General features: G+C 50.4%; 21 protein-coding genes. 9 read left to right on the forward strand and 12 right to left on the reverse strand.

Annotation, left to right across the window (positions count from 1 at the left end):
• Positions 1 to 318: 318 nt before the first annotated feature.
• The 6 genes from L6J37_RS18225 to gmhB form a co-directional block, all read right to left on the reverse strand.
• Positions 319 to 1,137: an ABC transporter ATP-binding protein gene (locus tag L6J37_RS18225; protein ID WP_192017604.1), complete on the reverse strand. Its 819-nt coding sequence runs from the start codon at positions 1,135 to 1,137 to the stop codon at positions 319 to 321.
• Positions 1,138 to 1,169: 32 nt separating this feature from the next.
• On the reverse strand, positions 1,170 to 2,039 hold the full coding sequence (locus L6J37_RS18230; protein ID WP_237796156.1) for an ABC transporter ATP-binding protein: 870 nt from the start codon (positions 2,037 to 2,039) through the stop codon (positions 1,170 to 1,172).
• Between the two features lie 16 nt (positions 2,040 to 2,055).
• Positions 2,056 to 3,888: an extracellular solute-binding protein gene (locus tag L6J37_RS18235; RefSeq protein WP_237796157.1), complete on the reverse strand. Its 1,833-nt coding sequence runs from the start codon at positions 3,886 to 3,888 to the stop codon at positions 2,056 to 2,058.
• Positions 3,889 to 3,921: 33 nt separating this feature from the next.
• Complete coding sequence (locus L6J37_RS18240; protein ID WP_237796158.1) at positions 3,922 to 4,965, reverse strand: ABC transporter permease; 1,044 nt, start codon at positions 4,963 to 4,965, stop codon at positions 3,922 to 3,924.
• Position 4,966: 1 nt separating this feature from the next.
• On the reverse strand, positions 4,967 to 5,992 hold the full coding sequence (locus tag L6J37_RS18245; RefSeq protein ID WP_192017600.1) for an ABC transporter permease subunit: 1,026 nt from the start codon (positions 5,990 to 5,992) through the stop codon (positions 4,967 to 4,969).
• A 270-nt stretch (positions 5,993 to 6,262) separates the two neighbouring features.
• Positions 6,263 to 6,820: a D-glycero-beta-D-manno-heptose 1,7-bisphosphate 7-phosphatase gene (gene gmhB / locus L6J37_RS18250; RefSeq protein ID WP_218386437.1), complete on the reverse strand. Its 558-nt coding sequence runs from the start codon at positions 6,818 to 6,820 to the stop codon at positions 6,263 to 6,265.
• 341 nt (positions 6,821 to 7,161) lie between these two features.
• Between gmhB and metN the strand changes: the two genes are divergently transcribed.
• From metN to L6J37_RS18265, 3 genes are all read left to right on the forward strand, one after another.
• A complete protein-coding gene (metN, locus tag L6J37_RS18255) occupies positions 7,162 to 8,196 on the forward strand; it encodes a methionine ABC transporter ATP-binding protein MetN (protein ID WP_218386448.1) in 1,035 nt (344 codons plus the stop codon).
• Positions 8,186 to 8,872: a methionine ABC transporter permease gene (locus L6J37_RS18260; protein ID WP_120513953.1), complete on the forward strand. Its 687-nt coding sequence runs from the start codon at positions 8,186 to 8,188 to the stop codon at positions 8,870 to 8,872. Before metN ends, L6J37_RS18260 begins: the two co-directional genes overlap by 11 nt.
• 123 nt (positions 8,873 to 8,995) lie before the next feature.
• A complete protein-coding gene (locus L6J37_RS18265; RefSeq protein ID WP_192017597.1) occupies positions 8,996 to 9,820 on the forward strand; it encodes a MetQ/NlpA family lipoprotein in 825 nt (274 codons plus the stop codon).
• A gap of 105 nt (positions 9,821 to 9,925) precedes the next feature.
• Here L6J37_RS18265 and ykgO read toward each other — a convergent pair whose 3' ends face one another.
• Both ykgO and L6J37_RS18275 read right to left on the reverse strand, forming a co-directional pair.
• Positions 9,926 to 10,069 (reverse strand): type B 50S ribosomal protein L36, encoded by a 144-nt coding sequence (ykgO, locus tag L6J37_RS18270; RefSeq protein ID WP_192017596.1) that lies wholly within the window; start codon positions 10,067 to 10,069, stop codon positions 9,926 to 9,928.
• Positions 10,066 to 10,329 carry a type B 50S ribosomal protein L31 gene (locus L6J37_RS18275; RefSeq protein WP_192017610.1) on the reverse strand — a complete coding sequence of 88 codons (264 nt, stop codon included), beginning with the start codon at positions 10,327 to 10,329 and terminating at the stop codon, positions 10,066 to 10,068. Before L6J37_RS18275 ends, ykgO begins: the two co-directional genes overlap by 4 nt.
• Before the next feature lie 143 nt (positions 10,330 to 10,472).
• Here L6J37_RS18275 and tsaA point away from each other — a divergent pair, with 143 nt between their 5' ends.
• From tsaA to L6J37_RS18305, 6 genes are all read left to right on the forward strand, one after another.
• The gene (tsaA, locus tag L6J37_RS18280) at positions 10,473 to 11,195 is read left to right on the forward strand and encodes a tRNA (N6-threonylcarbamoyladenosine(37)-N6)-methyltransferase TrmO (protein ID WP_237796159.1); all 723 of its coding nucleotides are present in this window, start codon (positions 10,473 to 10,475) and stop codon (positions 11,193 to 11,195) included.
• Positions 11,196 to 11,322: 127 nt separating this feature from the next.
• The gene (locus L6J37_RS18285) at positions 11,323 to 13,038 is read left to right on the forward strand and encodes a proline--tRNA ligase (RefSeq protein ID WP_237796160.1); all 1,716 of its coding nucleotides are present in this window, start codon (positions 11,323 to 11,325) and stop codon (positions 13,036 to 13,038) included.
• Positions 13,039 to 13,203: 165 nt separating this feature from the next.
• Positions 13,204 to 14,328, forward strand: a complete 1,125-nt coding sequence (locus L6J37_RS18290; protein WP_192017593.1) for a patatin-like phospholipase family protein — start codon at positions 13,204 to 13,206, stop codon at positions 14,326 to 14,328.
• A gap of 93 nt (positions 14,329 to 14,421) precedes the next feature.
• Entirely contained in the window at positions 14,422 to 15,276 is an 855-nt protein-coding gene (locus L6J37_RS18295) for a GGDEF domain-containing protein (protein ID WP_192017592.1), read from the forward strand.
• A 75-nt stretch (positions 15,277 to 15,351) separates the two neighbouring features.
• Positions 15,352 to 15,561 (forward strand): YaeP family protein, encoded by a 210-nt coding sequence (locus L6J37_RS18300; RefSeq protein WP_192017591.1) that lies wholly within the window; start codon positions 15,352 to 15,354, stop codon positions 15,559 to 15,561.
• A complete protein-coding gene (locus tag L6J37_RS18305; RefSeq protein WP_192017590.1) occupies positions 15,558 to 15,746 on the forward strand; it encodes a DUF4250 domain-containing protein in 189 nt (62 codons plus the stop codon). The genes L6J37_RS18300 and L6J37_RS18305 overlap by 4 nt, the downstream gene beginning before the upstream one ends.
• A gap of 72 nt (positions 15,747 to 15,818) precedes the next feature.
• Here the strand turns inward: L6J37_RS18305 and L6J37_RS18310 are convergent, their stop codons facing one another.
• The 4 genes from L6J37_RS18310 to accA all read right to left on the reverse strand — a co-directional run bounded on the left by L6J37_RS18310 (position 15,819) and on the right by accA (position 20,157).
• Complete coding sequence (locus L6J37_RS18310; RefSeq protein ID WP_218386455.1) at positions 15,819 to 17,168, reverse strand: sodium-dependent transporter; 1,350 nt, start codon at positions 17,166 to 17,168, stop codon at positions 15,819 to 15,821.
• A 174-nt stretch (positions 17,169 to 17,342) separates the two neighbouring features.
• The gene (locus L6J37_RS18315; RefSeq protein ID WP_192017588.1) at positions 17,343 to 17,651 is read right to left on the reverse strand and encodes a c-type cytochrome; all 309 of its coding nucleotides are present in this window, start codon (positions 17,649 to 17,651) and stop codon (positions 17,343 to 17,345) included.
• Positions 17,652 to 17,721: 70 nt separating this feature from the next.
• Complete coding sequence (tilS, locus tag L6J37_RS18320; protein WP_237796161.1) at positions 17,722 to 19,032, reverse strand: tRNA lysidine(34) synthetase TilS; 1,311 nt, start codon at positions 19,030 to 19,032, stop codon at positions 17,722 to 17,724.
• A 165-nt stretch (positions 19,033 to 19,197) separates the two neighbouring features.
• Positions 19,198 to 20,157: an acetyl-CoA carboxylase carboxyl transferase subunit alpha gene (gene accA / locus L6J37_RS18325; protein ID WP_192017586.1), complete on the reverse strand. Its 960-nt coding sequence runs from the start codon at positions 20,155 to 20,157 to the stop codon at positions 19,198 to 19,200.
• Positions 20,158 to 20,192: the final 35 nt, after the last annotated feature.

The following is a 20,192-nucleotide window of genomic DNA, read 5'->3' on the forward strand; positions in this document are numbered from 1 at the left end:
CAACCGAAGCTGAAACGAATTGACTGTGGCGGTAACTCTTTTATAAAAAGTGCTACCAATTGGTCACTCAGTTCACTGATAAATCTTTTATGACTGTATCATTGTCGAGTGCCCACACAGATTGCATGGTCAAATTGTTAAAGAACGTTTTGTTATCCCGTAAGCCGTGCGGTTTATCGTGACAACGAGGGCGCATTATAGAGAGATGTTCTTACAGCGCAATAGTTTTTTTTGATTTTTATTTCGTTGGTCTATTTTTTAGACAACACCAAAACATACAGCCTAAAAACAGCACATTTCACCCGCTTTAAAAGGAAATTATTGAGGTACTGCAGGTCTTTTCCGTTGCGATGGATGGCTGATAGGGATCGCAGCTAATAAGGTTTTCGTATAATCCGCTTTCGGTGCATGATAAATCTCTTCAGCCGTTCCTATCTCAACAAGTTTGCCGAAGTACATAACCGCGACTCTGTCTGATACATGCTTTACGACTGACAAATCGTGAGAAATGAAAATCACGGTGAGTTTCATCTCCTGTTGCAGCGCCAGTAACAGGTTCAATATCTGCGCCTGGACAGAGACATCCAAAGCAGAGACAGATTCATCACAGATTAATAATTTAGGTTTTAGTGCAATCGCGCGGGCAATTCCGATTCGTTGGCGCTGCCCGCCAGAAAACTCATGAGGATACCGATTAATGGCAGTAGCAGGTAAATCGACTTTATTCAGCAATTCCAGTACCCATTGCTTACGCTCGGCTGATGTTCCTACATTATGGATAATAAATGGCTCTTCCAGAATCATGCCTACCGTATGTCGCTGATTCAGCGATTCCAGAGGATCCTGAAACACAATCTGCATATCTTTTCTGAGCGGGCGCATCTGGCGAGGAGACAAGTGCGTAATATCCTTACCGTCGAAAAAGATGTTACCTTCTGTCGGCTCATGCAACTTCAGAATGGTTCGACCCAGTGTACTTTTGCCGCAGCCGGATTCCCCCACCAGCCCTAAGGTCTCTCCTTTTCTTATTGAAAAAGAGACACCATCAACGGCTTTCACTGTGTAGCCCTTTTTAAATATTCCTTTACCTGAAACAAAGTGCTGCTTCAGGTTCTCAATACGTAAAATGTCGTCCATGAAGACACCCACTCCTTTGCGTAGTTGCCACTCTATTCCCCAAATTCCGGAAACCTTGATGGATCTATGGGTTCAAGCGGAATCATTTGTTTGCTTGGACGTTCAGCGCTGGGCATCAATCCCAACAGCCGTTGGGTGTAGGGATGCCGGGGATGGTCGAACAACTCAAACACATCGGCCGTTTCCAGCACTTTACCGCCATACATAACAGCCACATCATCACAAATTTCCGCCACTACACCCAAATCATGGGTAATAAAGATCATCGCCATCTGGGTTTCTTCCTGCAGTGCCTTCATCAATTTCAGGATTTCGGCCTGGATCGTGACATCCAGTGCCGTGGTCGGCTCATCACAGATCAGAATGTCTGGCTTGCAGGCCAGCGCCATGGCGATCATCACCCGTTGCCGCATGCCGCCGGACAAGCTGTGGGGATATTCATGCAGGCGTTTTTCGGCCATGGGTATCTGCACTTTATTCAGCATGTCCAGTGAATAACGGTTACGCTCCTTTTTGTTCAGTTCCGGACGATGAAGCGCCAGCACTTCGTTAAGCTGTTTACCTATGGTGTACACAGGATTGAGTGCTGTCATTGGGTCCTGAAAGATCATTGATATGCGATCGCCACGCATAGCGCACATGTCCTGGGCGGAAAGTTCGAGTAAGTTCGTCTCCCGGTACAAAACCTTGCCATTGGTTACCCGGCCATAAGGCTTTGGCAGCAGGCCCATGACAGACATGGCCGTCACGCTTTTGCCTGACCCTGACTCGCCGACCAACCCAAGAGTGCGGCCTTTTCTGACATCAAATGACACGCCGTGCAGTACCTTTACCACACCGTCATCTGTGCAAAACTCAGTTTCCAGCCCCTCTACCCGCAGGATAACCTGATGCTCGTTCATTTCGCCCTCCGCCCGCTTACAGCTTGTATGCCTCTTCCATGATAGTGACGGGCTCGAAGGTTTTGCCTGACTTCATAGCCGCTTTGGTTTCACGCTTCAGCGACTCATCAATCCAATACGTGCCCAGATCCCGGAACGTCCCCGAGGGAAACAGAAATTCAGTGGATTTTGTCATCGCCGGTTGCGGTATCTGCAGCCAGCGCCAGTAAGCTTCACGGGCATAGGGGCGCATGTAACCAGGAATAATGACGCTGGCCTGATCCACAATGACCTGTATTTGCTTGGCGAGAGCTTTCTTTTTATTCAAGTCAAATTCGGAACGATAGGCCAGGATCAGCCGGTCTAATTCAGGGGTGCTGTAATTGGTGAAGTTATTATTCTGCGGCTTATTGGCGTTCTCAGAGTAGAAATATTCCCAGTATTGGGGGATTTCGCTGGTGCCCATAGAGTGAAAAGAGAGCTCGTGCTTTTTCTCCAGCACATATTTGAATGCCGATGAACCATCAACCAGATTCAGGGTGTATTCGAGCCCGGCCAGTTTGGCCTGTTCTTTCAGATAAGCCACTTGTGGTGTCAGGTAGCCGTAGCTGTAGGTGATAGCAAACGAAAGCCGCTGTCCTTTATCGTTGATCCGAATGCCATCCGGGCCAATGTTACCGAACCCCGCTTTTGTAAAATATTCAATCGCGGTATCCGGATCAAACGGTGGCGCTTTCAGCTCGCTGTTGGTGTAATCACCATGCCCGACTCCCATCGGGTTGGGTTTCCTGATGACATCACCACGTAAGACTTTCTCAATCAGACCATCAAAATCGGTGGCGTATGCCAGGCCTTTACGGATATCCAGATTCCCCAGCAGTGGTTTGGCGGTATTTAGCCATAATCCACCCGCGCCCATGGGGACTTGATTATATCCCCAAAACTTATGGATGTAGCCATGCTCAAAATTGGGGGTGTCCGACTTCTCGCGCCACAACTCAGGGGTGTCCAGCCAGAAAGAGTCCAGATTGCCTTTTTCAAAGTGCTGACGGGCAATGTCTTTGTCGCGTATCACTTTGACGCGAATTTTCTCGACATTATAACGATACAGATAATAAGGATTTGAGTATCCCCACCAGTCTTTGCCAACATGTTTGAAAGTGATCGACTTGCCTTTTTTGATATCGTCAATGTAATACGGGCCGGCGGACGGCTCGGCTTTAAAGTTGTAGTAGCGAACAAAGTTATCTTCTACCCCATCACTGTTTTTATCGACTTTCGGTTTATAGAAATGAGCGGGACGGGGCTGCAGATTGGTGTACAGCATCAACTCTTCTTTATTGCGTTTTTCTGCTGATACCACAGCAAAGGTGTGAGCATCATATTTAACGACATCGGCAATCTGCTGGGTATAAAAGGTGTTATACCAGGGGGCAACTATGTCTTTGGAGCGCATAAACGTCAGTACATAGATGAAATCATCCGCCGTAATAGGCTTTCCATCAGACCATCTGGCGTTGGGGTTAATACGATAATAAACGGTTTTATCGTCATTGCCATAAGCCCATTCACTGGCGATATCCGGGATCCAGGCCTTGGTATCAGGATGACGGGTTACTGCAGCGGGTCGGCTGTCAAGCAGCCAGGTACGGAAGCGGCCGTTGGAATCCGGTCCGACGATACGAAATGTCTGCGGAAAACTCTCAATATAAGTATTAAAAGTGCCGCCGAATTTGGCATGCGGAGAAGCAAAACGCGGCTCATGCAGATTAGACTCCCATTTCAGCCCGGCCGGAAGCTCGGCTGCCCCTGCCGGTGCACCGCTCAATGTGATGGTCCAAAAGGCGAAAATGTTCAGTATCTTTCTCATCGTACATCCTTGTTATCTGGCTACACGTCTTTATTAACTATAACGGGTAAATTTTTTCGGATCGAAAGCCGCACGCACGCTCTCACCGATAAAGGTCACCATTACCAGGACCAGCACGATGGCCGTCACCACGGTAATCACAATCCAGGGCGCACCCAAATTCGATTTCCCTTGCTGCAGTAAATCTCCCCAACTGGGTGTCGGCGGCATTAAGCCCAGACCAAGATAATCCAGTGCCGTTAACGCTGTAATATTGGCTGCTATGGTAAACGGAGCCAATGTCACTATCATCACCATAACATTGGGCAAAATGTGCGCGTAAAGAATCCGCCAGTTTGAGGCGCCCAGTGCCTTCGCGGCCATCACGTAATCCCGGGCCACTTCTTTGTAGGTCATAGTGCGCATGTACCAGGTCATCCCCATCCAGCCGAACAGCACATTGATGGCGACAAAAAGCGTAAACGAAGGCTGAGTAATAGAGACAAGTATCATGATGACATAGAGAAAAGGCACCATTGACCAGATTTCGATAAAACGCTGCACCAGCAAGTCAAACTTTCCGCCCCAAAAACCCATCGCACAGCCGACAGCTGTACCTATGGCATAGGAAATAGCCATGGTCAGTAAGGCAAAACCCATAGTGATACGAAAACCGTAAACCAGCCGGGCTAGAATATCCCGCCCTATGGTATCGGTGCCAAGATAATGCCGGGACTGGGCGTCAGGCGCGGTGGGAGGATAATCCCCGCTAAAATCCTGTTCATAGGGGTTCCAGGGCACAAGCGGCATCAGCACAAAATTATCCGTATCGCTTTGCGAAAAAGCCTGCTGCAATTCCCGGTACTGTGCCTCGCTTTGGTACTCCTGCCCGAACTGAGTGCCAGGCAGCACATCGCTGACGACCGGAAAATAGTACTCCCCCTGATACTTGACGATCAGCGCTTTGCTGTTAATCAAAAACTCGGCAAAGAAGGATAACACCAGCAGTGTGGATAATATTATCAGTGACCAGTAACCTCGCTTTATCGTTTTAAAACGCTGGATTTTCTTTTTTGTCAGTGGGCTAAGTGTCAGCATCTCAGGCTCCGAATCTCACTCGGGGATCAATCATGGCAACACAAGCATCGGAAATGATATTGCCCAGCATTAATAACGCAGCATTTATCGCAACGATTCCCATCACCACAGGATAGTCCCGCTCAATGATAGATTCGTACCCCAGCAGACCGATCCCATCAATATTGAATATCACCTCAATCAAGAAAGACCCTGTCATAAAGAACAGCAAGGAGTTGCCAAAGTGGCTGGCGATAGGAATAAGACTATTGCGGAGCGCATGGCGGCGAACCGCGGTCGAAAAGGGTAACCCTTTGGCGATAGCTGTACGGATATAATCCGCTGACAATGTTTCCATCATGTTGTTTTTCATCGTCATTGTCAGAGTGGCAAAATCACCAATCAGATAACAAATCAGCGGCAGACAGGCATGCCAGAGGATATCTTTAACCTGCTGCCAGAGTGATTCATAGTCATCGAAATCGTCACTGACAAAGCCGCCCATTGGAAACCATTCCAGCTGATAGCTGAAAAGCGTAATAAGCATCACCCCTACCACATACCCCGGCAAGGCATAACCGACAAAAATCAGAATTGAAGATCCGGAGTCAAAGCCGCTGCCGTGTTTTAAGGCTTTGTAGTAACCCAGAGGAATAGAGATAAAGTAACTGAGAAAAAAGGTCACACCGCCGTAGAACATGGACACCGGCAGCCTGTCCATAATCATGTCCCAGACAGGTTCGTAGTAACGGGTCGACAATCCGAAGTCCAGATGCAGCATTTTCATCAGCCACTCGGAATAAGCTTCAAATACCGGCTTGTCTAATCCGTAAAACGCATTGAGTTCGGCCAGTTGATCTTCTGACAGTGCATTGCTTTCCCCTGCCATAGAAGGAGACATAGACATACTTTGCTGCGCCTGAATACTGGCCAGCATACGCTCGACCGGTCCGCCCGGCACAAAACGGGTGAGGGCAAAAATAAGAATCGTAATGCCGATAAAAGTGGGGATTACCAGCACCAAACGGCGCAAAAAGTATGAAAGCATGAAGGTAAATGACTCCTGTCATTGTCCGCCTGTTCCTTGGTCTAGTCAGTATAGCAGTTGGTTGAATGTCTAATGATGATCCAAACAGCAGCCTGCTCACTATTTGACAATAAAAACATGAGTTTATATTTACCCCTGTCTCAAAGGGAAAATACTGCCCTGATATTCTGACCCACCTGGCAGACCATCAGAGTGATCACTATTCAGATATAAAAAAACAGACACGTTTTGAGCGTGTCTGTTTTTGTGAACCTTAAAGATGCCGGACAGTTAGTTGCGGGCCGCTAACCAGGCCGGGACATCCGCGACACTGTCGAGCACAACCGATGCCAGTGCCTCCCCTTCTTGAGTGACTGGCTTACCGGTACGCACCAGAATTCTGGTGCCCACGTCAGCCGCTTGCGCCGCTGTCATATCATCGGTTTTATCGCCAATCATCACTGAACGGGCCATATCAATGTTCAGAAAATCGCGGGCTGAAATAAACATGCCTGGCTTGGGCTTGCGGCAATCACAATCTTGCAGATAATCGCCCTTTCCTTCTGTCGGGTGATGCGGGCAGTAATAGATGCCGTCAAATTCAACACCGTTATCGACAAAATTCCAGTCCATCCACTCTGTCAGGGTCAGGAATTCATCTTCGGTATACATGCCTCTGGCAATACCGGCCTGATTGGTCACCAGCACCAGAAGGTAACCCTGCTCTTTCAGTTTCTTGCAGGCGTCAAACACCCCTTCGATATATTCAAAATCGTCAACAGTATGGACATAGCCGTGATCAACGTTAATGACGCCGTCACGATCAATAAACACAGCAGGCTTAGCCAAGCGATCACCTAAAGATAGAAATCAAATTCGCTAAATTATGGCATGGCTGACACACGGAATCATCTCTTTATCCTCAGGCAGACTGGCTGACACTTTTCCGGCTAAATCGCAGTGTTTTTTGATTTAGCCGTCTAGACGTAAAAATATCTATTGACTTAGCCATCTAGACACCCTAGCATCCACAACAGATGACACGGAAAAATTGCGATAACACAAGAAGATGACAAGGTCTATCGCTTAAACTACACACAAAAACACTAATACAGGCGAAATTACGACCATAAAGCTATGCTGGTTTACAACACAGCAAGCAAGTTAAAAAAGCAGTAGCAGGACACAGCATGATAGAGATCAACAGGGTCAATAAAACCTTCAAAGTCGGGGATAAAGACATCCACGCCTTACGCGATATCAACCTCAGCATTGAGCAAGGCACAATTTTTGGTGTCATCGGTGCGTCCGGTGCGGGAAAAAGTACCCTGATACGTTGCGTTAACTTGCTTGAGAAGCCAACCTCAGGACACATCATTGTTGATGGTATCGATCTCACTCAGCTCTCTAATCAGGAATTAACGCTGGCTCGCCGTAAAATCGGCATGATTTTCCAGCACTTCAATCTGTTATCGTCCCGCACCGTTTTCGACAATGTCGCGCTGCCGCTGGAACTGGCTGGCACGGATAAAGCGGAAGTCAAACGCAAAGTAACCGAATTGCTCAATCTGGTTGGTTTAGCTGACAAACATCAGTCCTACCCGTCAAACCTCAGCGGCGGACAAAAACAACGGGTGGCTATTGCCCGTGCCCTGGCCTCTGATCCTAAAGTCCTGTTGTGTGACGAAGCCACCAGCGCACTGGATCCGGCCACCACCCAGTCCATTCTTGAGTTACTGAAAGAAATCAATAATAAGCTGAACCTGACCATTTTGCTGATCACCCATGAAATGAACGTGGTGAAAAGCATCTGTTCAGAAGTAGCCATCATAGGCAACGGCGAGCTGGTCGAGAAAGGTCCGGTGGGTGATATCTTTGCCCATCCGAAAACAGAACTGGCACGTGAATTTATCCGTTCTACCTTAGATCTGTCGATACCGGAAGATTATAAAGCGCGCCTGGAAACAGAGCGTACAGAGACTAACTACCCTCTGATACGGCTGGAATTCACCGGCGCTTCCGTGGATGCGCCACTGCTCAGTCAGGCATCGCGGCAGTTCGGTATTGATGCCAACATTCTGAGTGCCGACATGGACTATGCCGGCGGTGTGAAGTTCGGCCTGATGCTGGCGGAATTTTTTGGCTCTGAAGAAGCGACACAACAAGCCATCGCTTTCCTTCGCGAACACAAAGTAAATGTAGAGGTGCTGGGTTATGTTGCTTGATTCTATCGCCACCTGGTGGCAAACCAACGAACGCCTGATTGGTCTGCTGACGGACGCTTTAGGCGAAACACTGATGATGGTCTTCGCTTCCGGCCTGATTGGTTTCGCCATCGGCATTCCTGTGGGTGTCGCTCTGCACCTGACCAAGCCCAACGGCCTGCTGGCCAACCCGGGCTTTAATAAAGTGCTGGGTGGTGTGGTTAATATCGGCCGCTCCATCCCGTTCATTATTCTGCTGGTGGCCATTATTCCATTCACCCGCTTTGTGGTGGGCAGTTCCATCGGTACTGCGGCGGCCATTGTGCCACTGACAGTCGGCGCAATTCCCTTTATCGCCCGTCTGGTGGAAGGTGCACTGCTCGAAGTACCCAGCGGTCTGGTTGAAGCCGCGCAAGCTATGGGTGCCACGCCAGTGCAAATCATTCGCAAGGTACTGCTGCCGGAAGCGCTGCCGGGCATTATTAATGCCGTCACCATTACTCTGGTCACTCTGGTCAGCTACTCGGCCATGGCAGGTACAGTCGGCGGCGGCGGTTTAGGTGATGTCGGTATCCGCTATGGTTATCAGCGCTTTGACGGCACAGTCATGATGATCACTGTGATCATGCTGGTCGTGTTAGTACAGCTGATCCAGTCCGCCGGGGATCATCTGGTCCGCCGCGTCGACCACAGATAAGTTTGACGGGAACACAACAGAAAACTCACATCCGCCGGACATGGCTTGCCGGCGAAACCGATAAGTTACAGAAATACAACGACAACAAAGTACAGGGATTCCCTGAACAATAGGAGAAGTACAATGGCTCTGAATATTAAACATTTCTTTGCAGTCGCGGGTCTGGCGTCAGCTCTGGCACTGACTGGCTGTGGCGAAAAACAGGAATCTACCGCTGCTGCTGACAACAGCAAAATCAAAGTGGGTGTGATGGCCGGTGCAGAAGCGCAGGTAGCTGAAGTGGCCGCCAAAGAAGCCAAAGACAAGTATGGTCTGGACGTTGAGCTGATCACTTTCACCGACTATGTGTCACCTAACGCGGCGCTGGAAGAAGGCTCGATCGACGTTAACGCCTTCCAGCATAAACCTTATCTGGATCAGCAAATTAAAGACCGTGGCTACAAGTTCGCGATTGCCGGTAACACCTTTGTCTACCCGATTGCAGCCTACTCAAGCAAAATCGCTTCTATCGATGAGCTGCAAGACGGTGATCAGATCGCAGTGCCAAACGATCCAACCAACCTGGGCCGCTCGCTGCTGTTGCTGCAGCAACAAGGTCTGATCAAACTTAAAGACGGCGCAGGCCTGACAGCCACTGTGCTGGATATCGTTGAAAATCCAAAGAACCTGGACATCGTTGAACTGGAAGCACCGCAACTGCCGCGCTCTCTGGATGACGTCAAACTGGCCATTATCAACAACACCTACGCCAGCACTATCGACTTGTCTCCGGATCATGACGGTATCTTTGTGGAAGACAAAGAATCACCTTATGTGAACCTGATTGTTGCCCGTGAAGATAACGTGAATGCCGAAAACGTGCAGACCTTTATCAAGGCATATCAGTCTGATGCGGTGAACGATGCAGCGATGGAGATCTTCAAAGGCGGCATTGTCAAAGGCTGGTAAGCCATCGCCTCACAACACCTTGCCGATAAAAGTTCAAAAGCCCCTGCAAAGGGGCTTTTGTTGTTCTGGATGGGGAACAATGATCTGATCAGACAGCTCGGTCGTTTACTTCTTCTTTTTCACCGTACCCTGCACGGCTTTAAAGCGTGGATTGGATTTGCAAATTACGTAAATGCGGCCACGTCGCTTGACCACCTGGCAATCTCTATGGCGCAGCTTGGCGCTTTTGAGTGAGCTTAATACCTTCATTGTGCTTCCTTATTTCCAAACGCCGCAAAACGGCGGTTAAAGTTTGCCATCCGGCCTTCTGTCTTAATCACCCGCTGCTTGCCGGTGTAGAAAGGGTGCGATTCAGACGACACGTCCAGCAAGAAGTAGGGGTACTCCTTGCCGTCCTGCCATGTGATGGTTTTATCTGTCTTCAGTGTCGAGCCGACAACGAAATATTTATCTACGCTAGTGTCGTGAAACACCACTTTACGGTACTCGGGATGGATACCTGGTTTCATCATGCCTCCTCGCATTAAATGTTATAGTATAACATAACACTTAATACGCTTTTCCCACAACAAGATTTTCAGCAACACCACATTGAGATGTGCTAAGGTCTGGCAGATATGATCTGCAGCGACATGCACGAATGACAGAGAAAATGACTTTTCAGATTGAGCCAATTGGTGTCATCCACTCCCCTTACAAAGAGAAATTCGCCGTTCCCCGTCAGCCCGGCCTGGTACCCAGTGCCAGAGCAACCCTGGTGCTTTGCGGCGATGCGAACACGCCGGAATCGATCAGAGGCATAGAACAGTTCAGCCATTTGTGGCTGCTGTTTTTATTTGATCAGAACCTGGCGGCGGGCTGGCGCCCTACCGTGAGACCGCCCAGACTAGGCGGTAATGACCGCATCGGCGTCTTTGCCAGCCGGGCCACTTTTCGCCCTAACGGTATAGGGATGTCAGCGATCAAGCTGAACGGCGTGCGGCATGAAAAAGGTCAGGTGCTGTTGGATTTGGCCGGTGTGGATTTGGTTGACGGTACGCCTGTCATTGACATAAAACCCTATATTCCCTATTCCGACAGTGTGCCGGATGCCAGTGGCGGCTTTGCGGCAGAGATACCTGAACTGCTTCCCGTCGAGTTTACCCCTGCTGCACTGGCCCAGCTCGATGGCGAAGACGCAGCCTATCAACAAGCGGTGATTGAAGAAGTACTGGCGCAGGATCCCCGCCCGGCCTATAAGAAAGGGAAAACGGATGACAAGCGCTATGCCGTACTATTGTTTGACTACAACGTACTGTTTCGGTTTGAAGGCCATAAAGTCCTGGTCGAACAAATAGTCGCCTCCGGGCAAGCTGACCTTACAGACTATACTTAACCTGTTTTCCGGTGACTGAAGTCACCGGACAGCCAATAAGCCTCGGGTTCCCTTTGGCGAAAGGCAGATACGCTGCTAATATACTGCTCTCAATATTAATCCTCATAATTACCAACGGATACCATCAATGCGTACCAGTAAATATCTTCTTTCTACCCTGAAGGAGACTCCAAACGACGCAGAAGTCATCAGCCACCAGCTGATGCTACGTGCAGGTATGATCCGTAAGCTGGCCTCAGGTTTGTACACCTGGCTGCCTACAGGTCTGCGTGTCCTGCGTAAGGTCGAAACCATTGTTCGCGAAGAAATGAACAATGCCGGTGCAGTCGAAACACTGATGCCTGTGGTTCAGCCGTCTGAACTGTGGCTGGAAACAGGCCGCTGGGACAAATTCGGTCCTGAGCTGCTGCGAATTGCTGACCGCCATGACCGACCGTTTGTACTGGGCCCGACGCACGAAGAAGTGATCACTGACATCGTGCGTAATGAGGTGAAATCCTACAAGCAGTTGCCACTGAACCTGTACCAGATCCAGACCAAGTTCCGTGATGAAGTTCGTCCCCGTTTCGGTGTGATGCGCTCACGTGAATTCATCATGAAGGATGCCTACTCCTTCCACCTGGATAAAGACAGCCTGCAAGACACCTATAACGACATGTACCGTGCTTACAGCAACGTCTTCAGTCGCATGGGTCTGGATTTCCGTGCCGTGCTGGCAGATACCGGTTCTATCGGCGGCAGCGGCTCGCACGAGTTCCACGTTCTGGCCGAAAGTGGCGAAGATCTGATTGCCTTCTCTACCGAGTCGGAATACGCCGCCAACATCGAAAAAGCCGAAGCGCTGGCGCCTGCCATCGAGCGTGCAGAGCCGGCAGAGGAGATGAAGCTGGTTGATACACCAAATGCTAAAACCATCGCTGAGCTGGTTGAGCAATTTGGCCTGCCGGTTGAAAAAAACGTTAAAACACTGTTCGTGAAAGCGTCTGAAGAGTCAGACGCAGAGTTAATCGCTCTGATCGTACGTGGCGATCACGAACTCAACGAAGTGAAAGCAGAAAACCTGGATTGTGTTGCCAAACCACTGGAGTTTGCGACAGAAGAAGAAATCCGCGCCGTTGTGAATGCCGGCCCGGGCTCACTGGGACCTGTCAATCTGCCTGCCACTTTCATTGTTGATCGCAGCGTTGCCGTGATGAGCGACTTCGGTGCCGGTGCCAACATTGACGGCAAACACTACTTTGGCATCAACTGGGGCCGTGACGTAGAGCTGGGTCGTGTCGAAGATATTCGCAATGTGATTGAAGGTGACCCAAGCCCATGCGGTAAAGGGACTATCTTGCTCAAACGCGGTATCGAAGTGGGCCATATTTTCCAACTGGGAACTAACTACTCTTCATCCATGAACGCCACTGTACTGGATGCCAACGGCAAGCAGGCCGTAATGGAAATGGGTTGTTACGGCATTGGCTGTACCCGAGTGGTCGCAGCGGCTATCGAACAGAATAACGATGAGAACGGTATTATCTGGCCGGATGCCATTGCGCCGTTCCAGGTGGCCATTGTGCCGATGAACATGCACAAATCAGAAGAAGTTCAGCAGGCTGCTGAAGCACTGTATACAGATCTGACGGCTGCCGGTATCGAGGTACTGTTTGATGATCGTAAAGAACGTCCTGGCGTCATGTTTGCCGATATGGAACTGATCGGTGTGCCACATACTGTGGTGATCGGCGATCGCAGCCTGAAAAACGGTGAAGTGGAATACAAAGACCGCCGCACAGGTACGAAAGAGCCTGTGGCCGCCGGCAGCATTGCAAACTTCATTAAGCAAAAGCTGGCTTAAGCCTTTGCTGACCCGTAATATTAAAAAAAGCCTCCGGACGGAGGCTTTTTTGTGTCTGTGCCACATATACTCAGTTTAAATTACAAATAAACTGAGTATTATCACTAGACTAGACGCCACCAGTGTCTGTCGCATCTGTTTAGTATCTTGAGTGGAACGTTTTGCATGGGCAAGGAAAAGCCAAAAATCAGTCTCTTGCTTTCAGGGGGTGGCGCCAGAGCGGCCTACCAGGTTGGCGTACTGAAAGCGATTTCTGAGTGGTATCCCCGTAACCATCACAGCCCTTTTGTTATCTACAGTGGTACCTCTGCCGGTGCCATTAACGCTACTGCGATTGCCTGTTATGCATCCTGTTTTCGATTAGGAGTAAAAAAGCTGGAATGGATCTGGGCACGCCTGCACAGCAGACGGGTGTTCCGTTCTAGTGGTTGGGGCATCACCCAGCATTTATCACATCAACTGCTGGCAAGGCTGCGGGCAGAACATCACCCCAGGCCGCCGTTCGGGTTACTGGACAATCGGCCACTGCGCCTGTTGCTGAACCAGGTCAATAATTACGGCCGGCTGGAACAGCAGATCCTGGCAGGTAATCTGCACGGCATTTCCATCACAGCCTCCAGCTATAAAAGCGGGAAAACCGTCAGCTTTTTTCAGGGCCAGCAGAGTATTACGCCCTGGACCTATTCGAAATCCAAAGGACGCCGTTCACTGATCACCACAGAGCACCTGCTGGCCTCATCGGCCATCCCTTTTGTCTTCCCGGCCAGCCGGATTGGACAGGCATACTATGGCGACGGATCAATTCACCAACTGACGCCACTGCGTCCTTCGATGAAAATGGGCGCAGATAAGATTCTGATCATTGATTTGATCAATCAAAGATTACGGCCGCAAGATCCCACTCAGGCCCCTGGCGTAGGCATGTTGACAGGCCATCTGATGGATACCATTTTCAGTGATACCATGGCCGCTGAGCTGGAGCATCTGGAATACACCAATACTTTGCTCAGCAAGCTGCCAGACGATGAAAGGCGCAAGATGGCGGTCAAATCGGTTGATACCCTGCACCTGTACCCGAGTCAGTCATTTGAGCCTCTGGCCCAGGCTTTCTATCACCATATGCCGCTGGCCGCCCGCTCTCTGATGCGCTTACTAGGCATCAGTCCCAAGGACGATGCCGCCCTTACCAGCTATATACTTTTCGAGCCCAATTACATACACGCACTGATTAATCTCGGTTATTTGGATGCCCAGGAGAGAGAAAGTGAGCTACGTTCGTTTTTAGAATAAAAACAATGGGAGATTTTCATTTCATTCCATTTTCTATTGATCTAGTTCCAAAATCTCATATATTAAAAACCTTGCTTATCAATGATATTAGTCATGGATCCAATTATCTGGCACAAAAAGCAAACCGACACCTGCCGAACCCGCGCCAAGCCGCTGGGTGCGGATCAGCGCTTGCTTATCCTGCAAAAAATGCAGGGCAAGCCTGAGCTGTCTGTGCTGCTGGAAGTCTTTGCACTGGAAGTTGAGAAACAGATTGATATCAGTCGCATGCTTTGGCGCCATGAAACCACCACCACCCTGATACGCCACGGGCAAGGAACGGACAACCGCCAGTGCTTTGCCCTGCGGTATGCCGATCACTCTCTGGGGGAGATCCAGTACGACACACCTTACGCGCTGGATCAGGATGAAATTAACCTTCTCCATACCTACCACAGGCTCCTGGCCGGCCCGTTATTCAGTGCGATAGAGTATCGCCGGATCAAAGAAATGGCGATGCGGGATCATCTGTCCGGCCTGCGTAACCGCAGCTGTCTGGATCAGGACATACTGCATGCCATCGCCATGAGTGATCGCCGCCAGGTTGGCCTGGTACTTCTATTGTTTGATCTGGACAACTTCAAGCAGGTCAATGATAAATATGGCCACCTGGATGGCGATAACGTTATCCGCCGTTTTTCGTCGATCCTGAAACAATCAGTCCGCACCTCAGACCGATGTTACCGCATGGGCGGAGATGAATTTGTCCTGTTGCTGCAACCGGCCTCTGAGCAGTCTGCACGCAAGGTCATTCACCGCGTCATGACGCGGATAGATCAGGACCATACCCTGCGCAGCCTGGACATAGGCACCTCGATTGGCGCCACCCCCTATCGGCGTGGTGATACGCCGATAAGCTTATTAGAGCGGGCAGATCGCCAGCTCTACCAGCACAAGCGCTCTAAATAACCCTCTTCACTCGATCTCAATAGCCGATAGCGGTAAGCTCTGACTCATCTTTCGTGACCATAATCAGGAGACACTATGAAAGTCGCTGACTGCTGCGAGCTTGTCCGTCAGAGTTACAGCCAGATTGGCAGTGGAGATCAGGGCTATATCCCTGCCGCGATTGCCTGCGCCGTACGTGCTTTAAATAATGTCGCGGCCAGCTCTGAGGTGCCGCAGTCCATCCGAGATCAAGCAGCCTTTGCCGCTGCAAATTTATTGATCAGTGATCACGAGGACGCAGAATGAATCTGAAAACCTTCGACACCATGGATCCTGTCATGCTGATGAGCATCGTCAATATGAAGATACGCGATGAGTTTGGCGATCTGGACGCTCTGGTCCGCTATTACGAGATTGACAAAGATAAACTGATCGCCAGGCTTGCTACTGCCGGATTTGACTATTTACCAGACGCCAGACAATTTCGCTAAATACCGCACACAAAAAACGGAAAGCCAGGCTTTCCGTTTTTTTATGTTGCGTGATGTTCTAAAGCGATTGAGTTAGCTGAAAGAAGACACCAAGACCGCGATGACCAGCACAGGGCAAACAAACTTCAGATACACAGGCCAGATTTTCCAGAACAGCGACTTCTCCAGTTCCGGGCTACCTTCGCTCAGCTCTTTCAGTTTACGGTGACGAGACCATACCCAACCACCAAACACAGTGAACAACAAGGCCGCTACGGGCTGGAAATACTGGGTGGCTATGGTCGCCACCAGGCCAAACAGCTGGCCAAAGTTAAAGATAATCACCGCACTGAATACGGCAATAACCCCGCCCAAAACCCAGCTTGTCGCTTTACGGTCCGTTTCAAAGCGCTCACTGACCAAAGCCACCGGGCACTCCAGCATTGAAATCGAAGACGTCAGCGCCGCAATGGTCATCAAGACAAAAAACACCAGTGCAATCAGCTGACCGGCAAAGCCCAGGCTGTCAAACAGCAGCGGCAGTACGGTAAATACCAGGGTATCCGATCCCAGCAACGAACCGTCTTCAGCGTATATCGCCACCCCTTTCTGCATGGCAACAAACATCGCGGGCAGCACCACCAGACCGGCGATAAAGGCCACCGCCGTATCAACCAGGGTGACGCTCAGTGCCATTTTAGGCAGGCTCTCTTTCTTGCTCAGGTAAGAGCCGTAAATCAACATTGAGCAACCGCCGATCGTCAGGGAGAAAAAGCCCTGCCCCATTGCTGCCAGCAATAGCTTAGGTTCCAGTACCTTACTGAAATCAGGAATCAGATAATGCTTCAGGCCTTCCATTGCCCCATCCTGAGTCATGATGTAGACAAACATCAGAAGGAAAAGCACAAACAGCGCCGGCATCAAGCGGGTAGACCATTTTTCAATTCCCTGCTTCACCCCGCTTTGTACGATCAAAATGGTCAGCAAATAAAAGATAGCCGCACCAAACAGGTTACGAGAGACAGAAAAACCTTTCAGCCAGGTGGTGACATCTGCCATTCCCAGAATATCGGTAACAGCCGCCAGCAGAAAGGTTACCAGCCAGCCGGCCACTATGCTGTAAAATGCCAGCACCAGACAAGGAACCATCAGGCCAACCCAGCCCACCAACGCACCCGCACGCTTTGCTGTCGGGTTATCGCTCAGGCTTCGCATACTGTCTACCGGGTTAGCCTGACCATAACGACCAATCGCCATTTCAACGATCAACATAGGAAAAGCCACCACCAGAATCATCAGGAGATAAACCAGCAGGAAAGCGCCGCCACCATTACTGGCCGCTTGAGTGGGGAACCCCCAGATGTTACCCAACCCTACCGCTGCTCCTGCAGCCGCGAGGATAAAGCCTATCCGTGAGCCAAAATGTTCGCGTGTTCCTGCCATGCTTTACAACCCTACCGTATCAGTGAACTAGTACAATATATTTATTGGTGGATTTTATCAATGCCAGTTAATCCAACTGGTCAATATTACAGCAACAAGAAGATTGTTTAACCGCGAAGAGAATGAAGGGAGTTTATCCGCCCAGCCCTGCTGGGCGGATACGGGTGGCCGTTACTACATTTGCGAGAAGTAAGCCGCCAGATTATCAATATCTGTATCACTCAGCATTGCAGCCTGCGCCTGCATCAACATGGCGTTGCCACCATTTCGTTCTTTATTCTTGTAAGCTTTCAGGGCATAAACCAGATACTGCTCATTCTGGCCATTCAGGTTGGGATAGCCCGGAATCAAAGTCTTACCATCAGCACCGTGGCAGGCGGCACAAATAGCGGCCTTTCCCTTACCGGCCTCGGCATCACCTGCAGCCATAACAGGAAGTGAAAATAGTGCCGCAGCCAGTGTCAGCGTCATTGCTTTTTTCATAAGATCCTCATTATTTTACTTATATCGACATTCAAACACTGATTGACTATCTACATTCCTGACCCCGGTGTCAGTGTAGGTGATCACACTTCCAGACTAACTCGCATTCATTGCCTTCAAAGCCTTCGACCACAAATAAGCCCGCCACCGCGGCCAGTTTGTCACCATAAAACAGTAAGGGTGTCTGGCGCCGACGCCAGCTGGGCACCCCATACTCTTGAAACAGCTTTTTCAGCTTGCGGCTGCCTGCACGCCCCAGTGGTTGTGCCTGCAGACCACTGGGGTCAAAAGCAACCCACACCCGCTCACCCGGCTCAGGGCTGCGCAGATGTCCGCCAGACAGACTGCTGAGTGTAATAACGCCCAGCGAAGCCGGTAGCGGACAAGTGATATCCGGGGTGATCTCCCGGCGCCATTCCGTCACATCCTGCCGGGGCCGGACCGCATATAAACGAGACTGAAAGCGGCGTATATCGTATCCGCTCAACGACACACAAGGGTTAGCGTCTTCACGAGCCAGGCAAACCGCCTGCCAGATTTGTTCCAGTTGCGCTTTAGAGGGAACAGACAGGTTCTGGTGCTGCAACCAGAGACGCACCAGCGCTCTGCCCTGTTTCTCGTCCGTCACTGTGCTCAGATCTATGCTGCCGTCTGGCGCACTCATCTGATGAAGTTTGTCTGTCAGTAAGGATTCCAGCAATGACTGCTGCTCGCCGCACAATGCGGCGCTTCGTGCTGCAGCCTGCCGTAATCCCGGCCAGCGTGATGTCAGTGCCGGCACAATATCCAGCCGCAAAAAATTACGGTCAAAACGCCTGTCCTGATTGCTCTCATCGTCCACCCAGTCCAAATGATGCTCATTGGCATAGGCTTGTAACTCGGCGCGGCTGACATCAAGCAAAGGGCGTAGGTGTAAGCCATTGGCAAAGGGTTTGACCTCGGGCATTGCAGCCAGACCGGCAGGGCCACTGCCGCGCTTTAACGCCAGCAAGACAGTTTCCAGCTGATCGTCGGCATGCTGCGCGGTCAGCAGGTACTCCTGAGACTGAACATACCCCGCCAGTGCGTCATAGCGAGCTTCTCTCGCGGCCTGTTCCAGACTGATACGGTTACCCGACGGCACACTGACTCGTTCCCAGTGAAAGGTCACCCCATCTTTCTTCGCCCAGGCTGCGCACTGTGCTAACCAGCGATCCGCATTCGGGCTTAAGCCGTGATGCACATGCACAGCAATCGACTGATAATGCGGATACTTTTGTACAAACCGACTCAAAAGATGCAGTAAAACACGGGAATCCAGTCCGCCGCTGAGCGCAAGAACAAGCTGTGATGGCTGCGGGCAAAGGCGCAAGAGGGTGTCAGAGAAATGAGTAAACAACATAAATGTCAGCAATTCTGCTCTGTGATCTGTGGCAATAAGGCTATCTTATATCAGTGCAGTGCCAGGTGTTAGTGCTGCTTTGGGCCCGTGTGCAACAACGACGCGCAACAGATAGCAAAACGGGCCGTCTGTGGCGACCCGTTGATCTGTATCCGGAAGTGCTTATCAGCAGTAGCCGTAACTCAGCAAACGCTGATAACGACGCTCCCGCAGGCTGTCATCATCCAGGCCTTCCAGATCGTTCAGTGTATTAAGCAGTTGCTGCTTGATCCGCGAAGCCATCACAGGCACGTCACGGTGCGCGCCACCGAGAGGCTCTTCAATGATGTTATCAATCAGACCCAGCTCTTTCAGACGATTTGCTGTCATACCCATAGCTTCTGCAGCCTGAGGGGCTTTATCAGAATCACGCCACAGAATCGACGCGCAGCCTTCCGGGGAGATCACTGAATAAGTCGAGTATTGCAGCATATTCACGCAATCACCGACACCGATCGCCAGTGCGCCGCCAGAGCCGCCTTCACCGACCACGTTACAAATCACAGGTACGCTCAAACCGGCCATGACTTTCAAGTTCATAGCGATGGCTTCAGACTGACCGCGTTCCTCGGCACCCACACCAGGGTACGCGCCTGCTGTGTCTATAAAAGTGATGATCGGCATGCGGAAACGCTCAGCCATTTTCATCAGGCGCAATGCCTTACGGTAGCCTTCAGGTTTAGGCATACCGAAGTTACGCAATACTTTTTCACGGGTCTCTCGGCCTTTCTGATGGCCAATCACCATAACCGGACGGCCATCCAGACGGGCGATACCGCCGATCAGGGCTTTATCGTCGGCAAATGCACGATCACCGGCCAGCGGATCGAATTCAGTAAAGATATGCTCGATATAATCCAGCGTATACGGACGCTGCGGGTGACGGGCCAGTTGTGCGACCTGCCAAGCGCCCAGATCGCCAAAAATCTTTTTGGTCAGTTCCAGGCTTTTTTGTTCAAGCTGTGCAATTTCTTTGTCCAGATCAACCGAAGCCGATTTATCACGGTGCGATACATCGCGCAGTGCTTCAATTTTGGCTTCTAGCTCGGCAATGGGTTGTTCAAAATCAAGGAAGTTCAGGCTCATACCACTTGTAATCCTTTGTCCATTATTAGCAACCT

Origin of the sequence: Photobacterium sp. WH77 (assembly GCF_022014395.1) — a bacterium.
GTDB lineage: Bacteria > Pseudomonadota > Gammaproteobacteria > Enterobacterales > Vibrionaceae > Photobacterium > Photobacterium arenosum.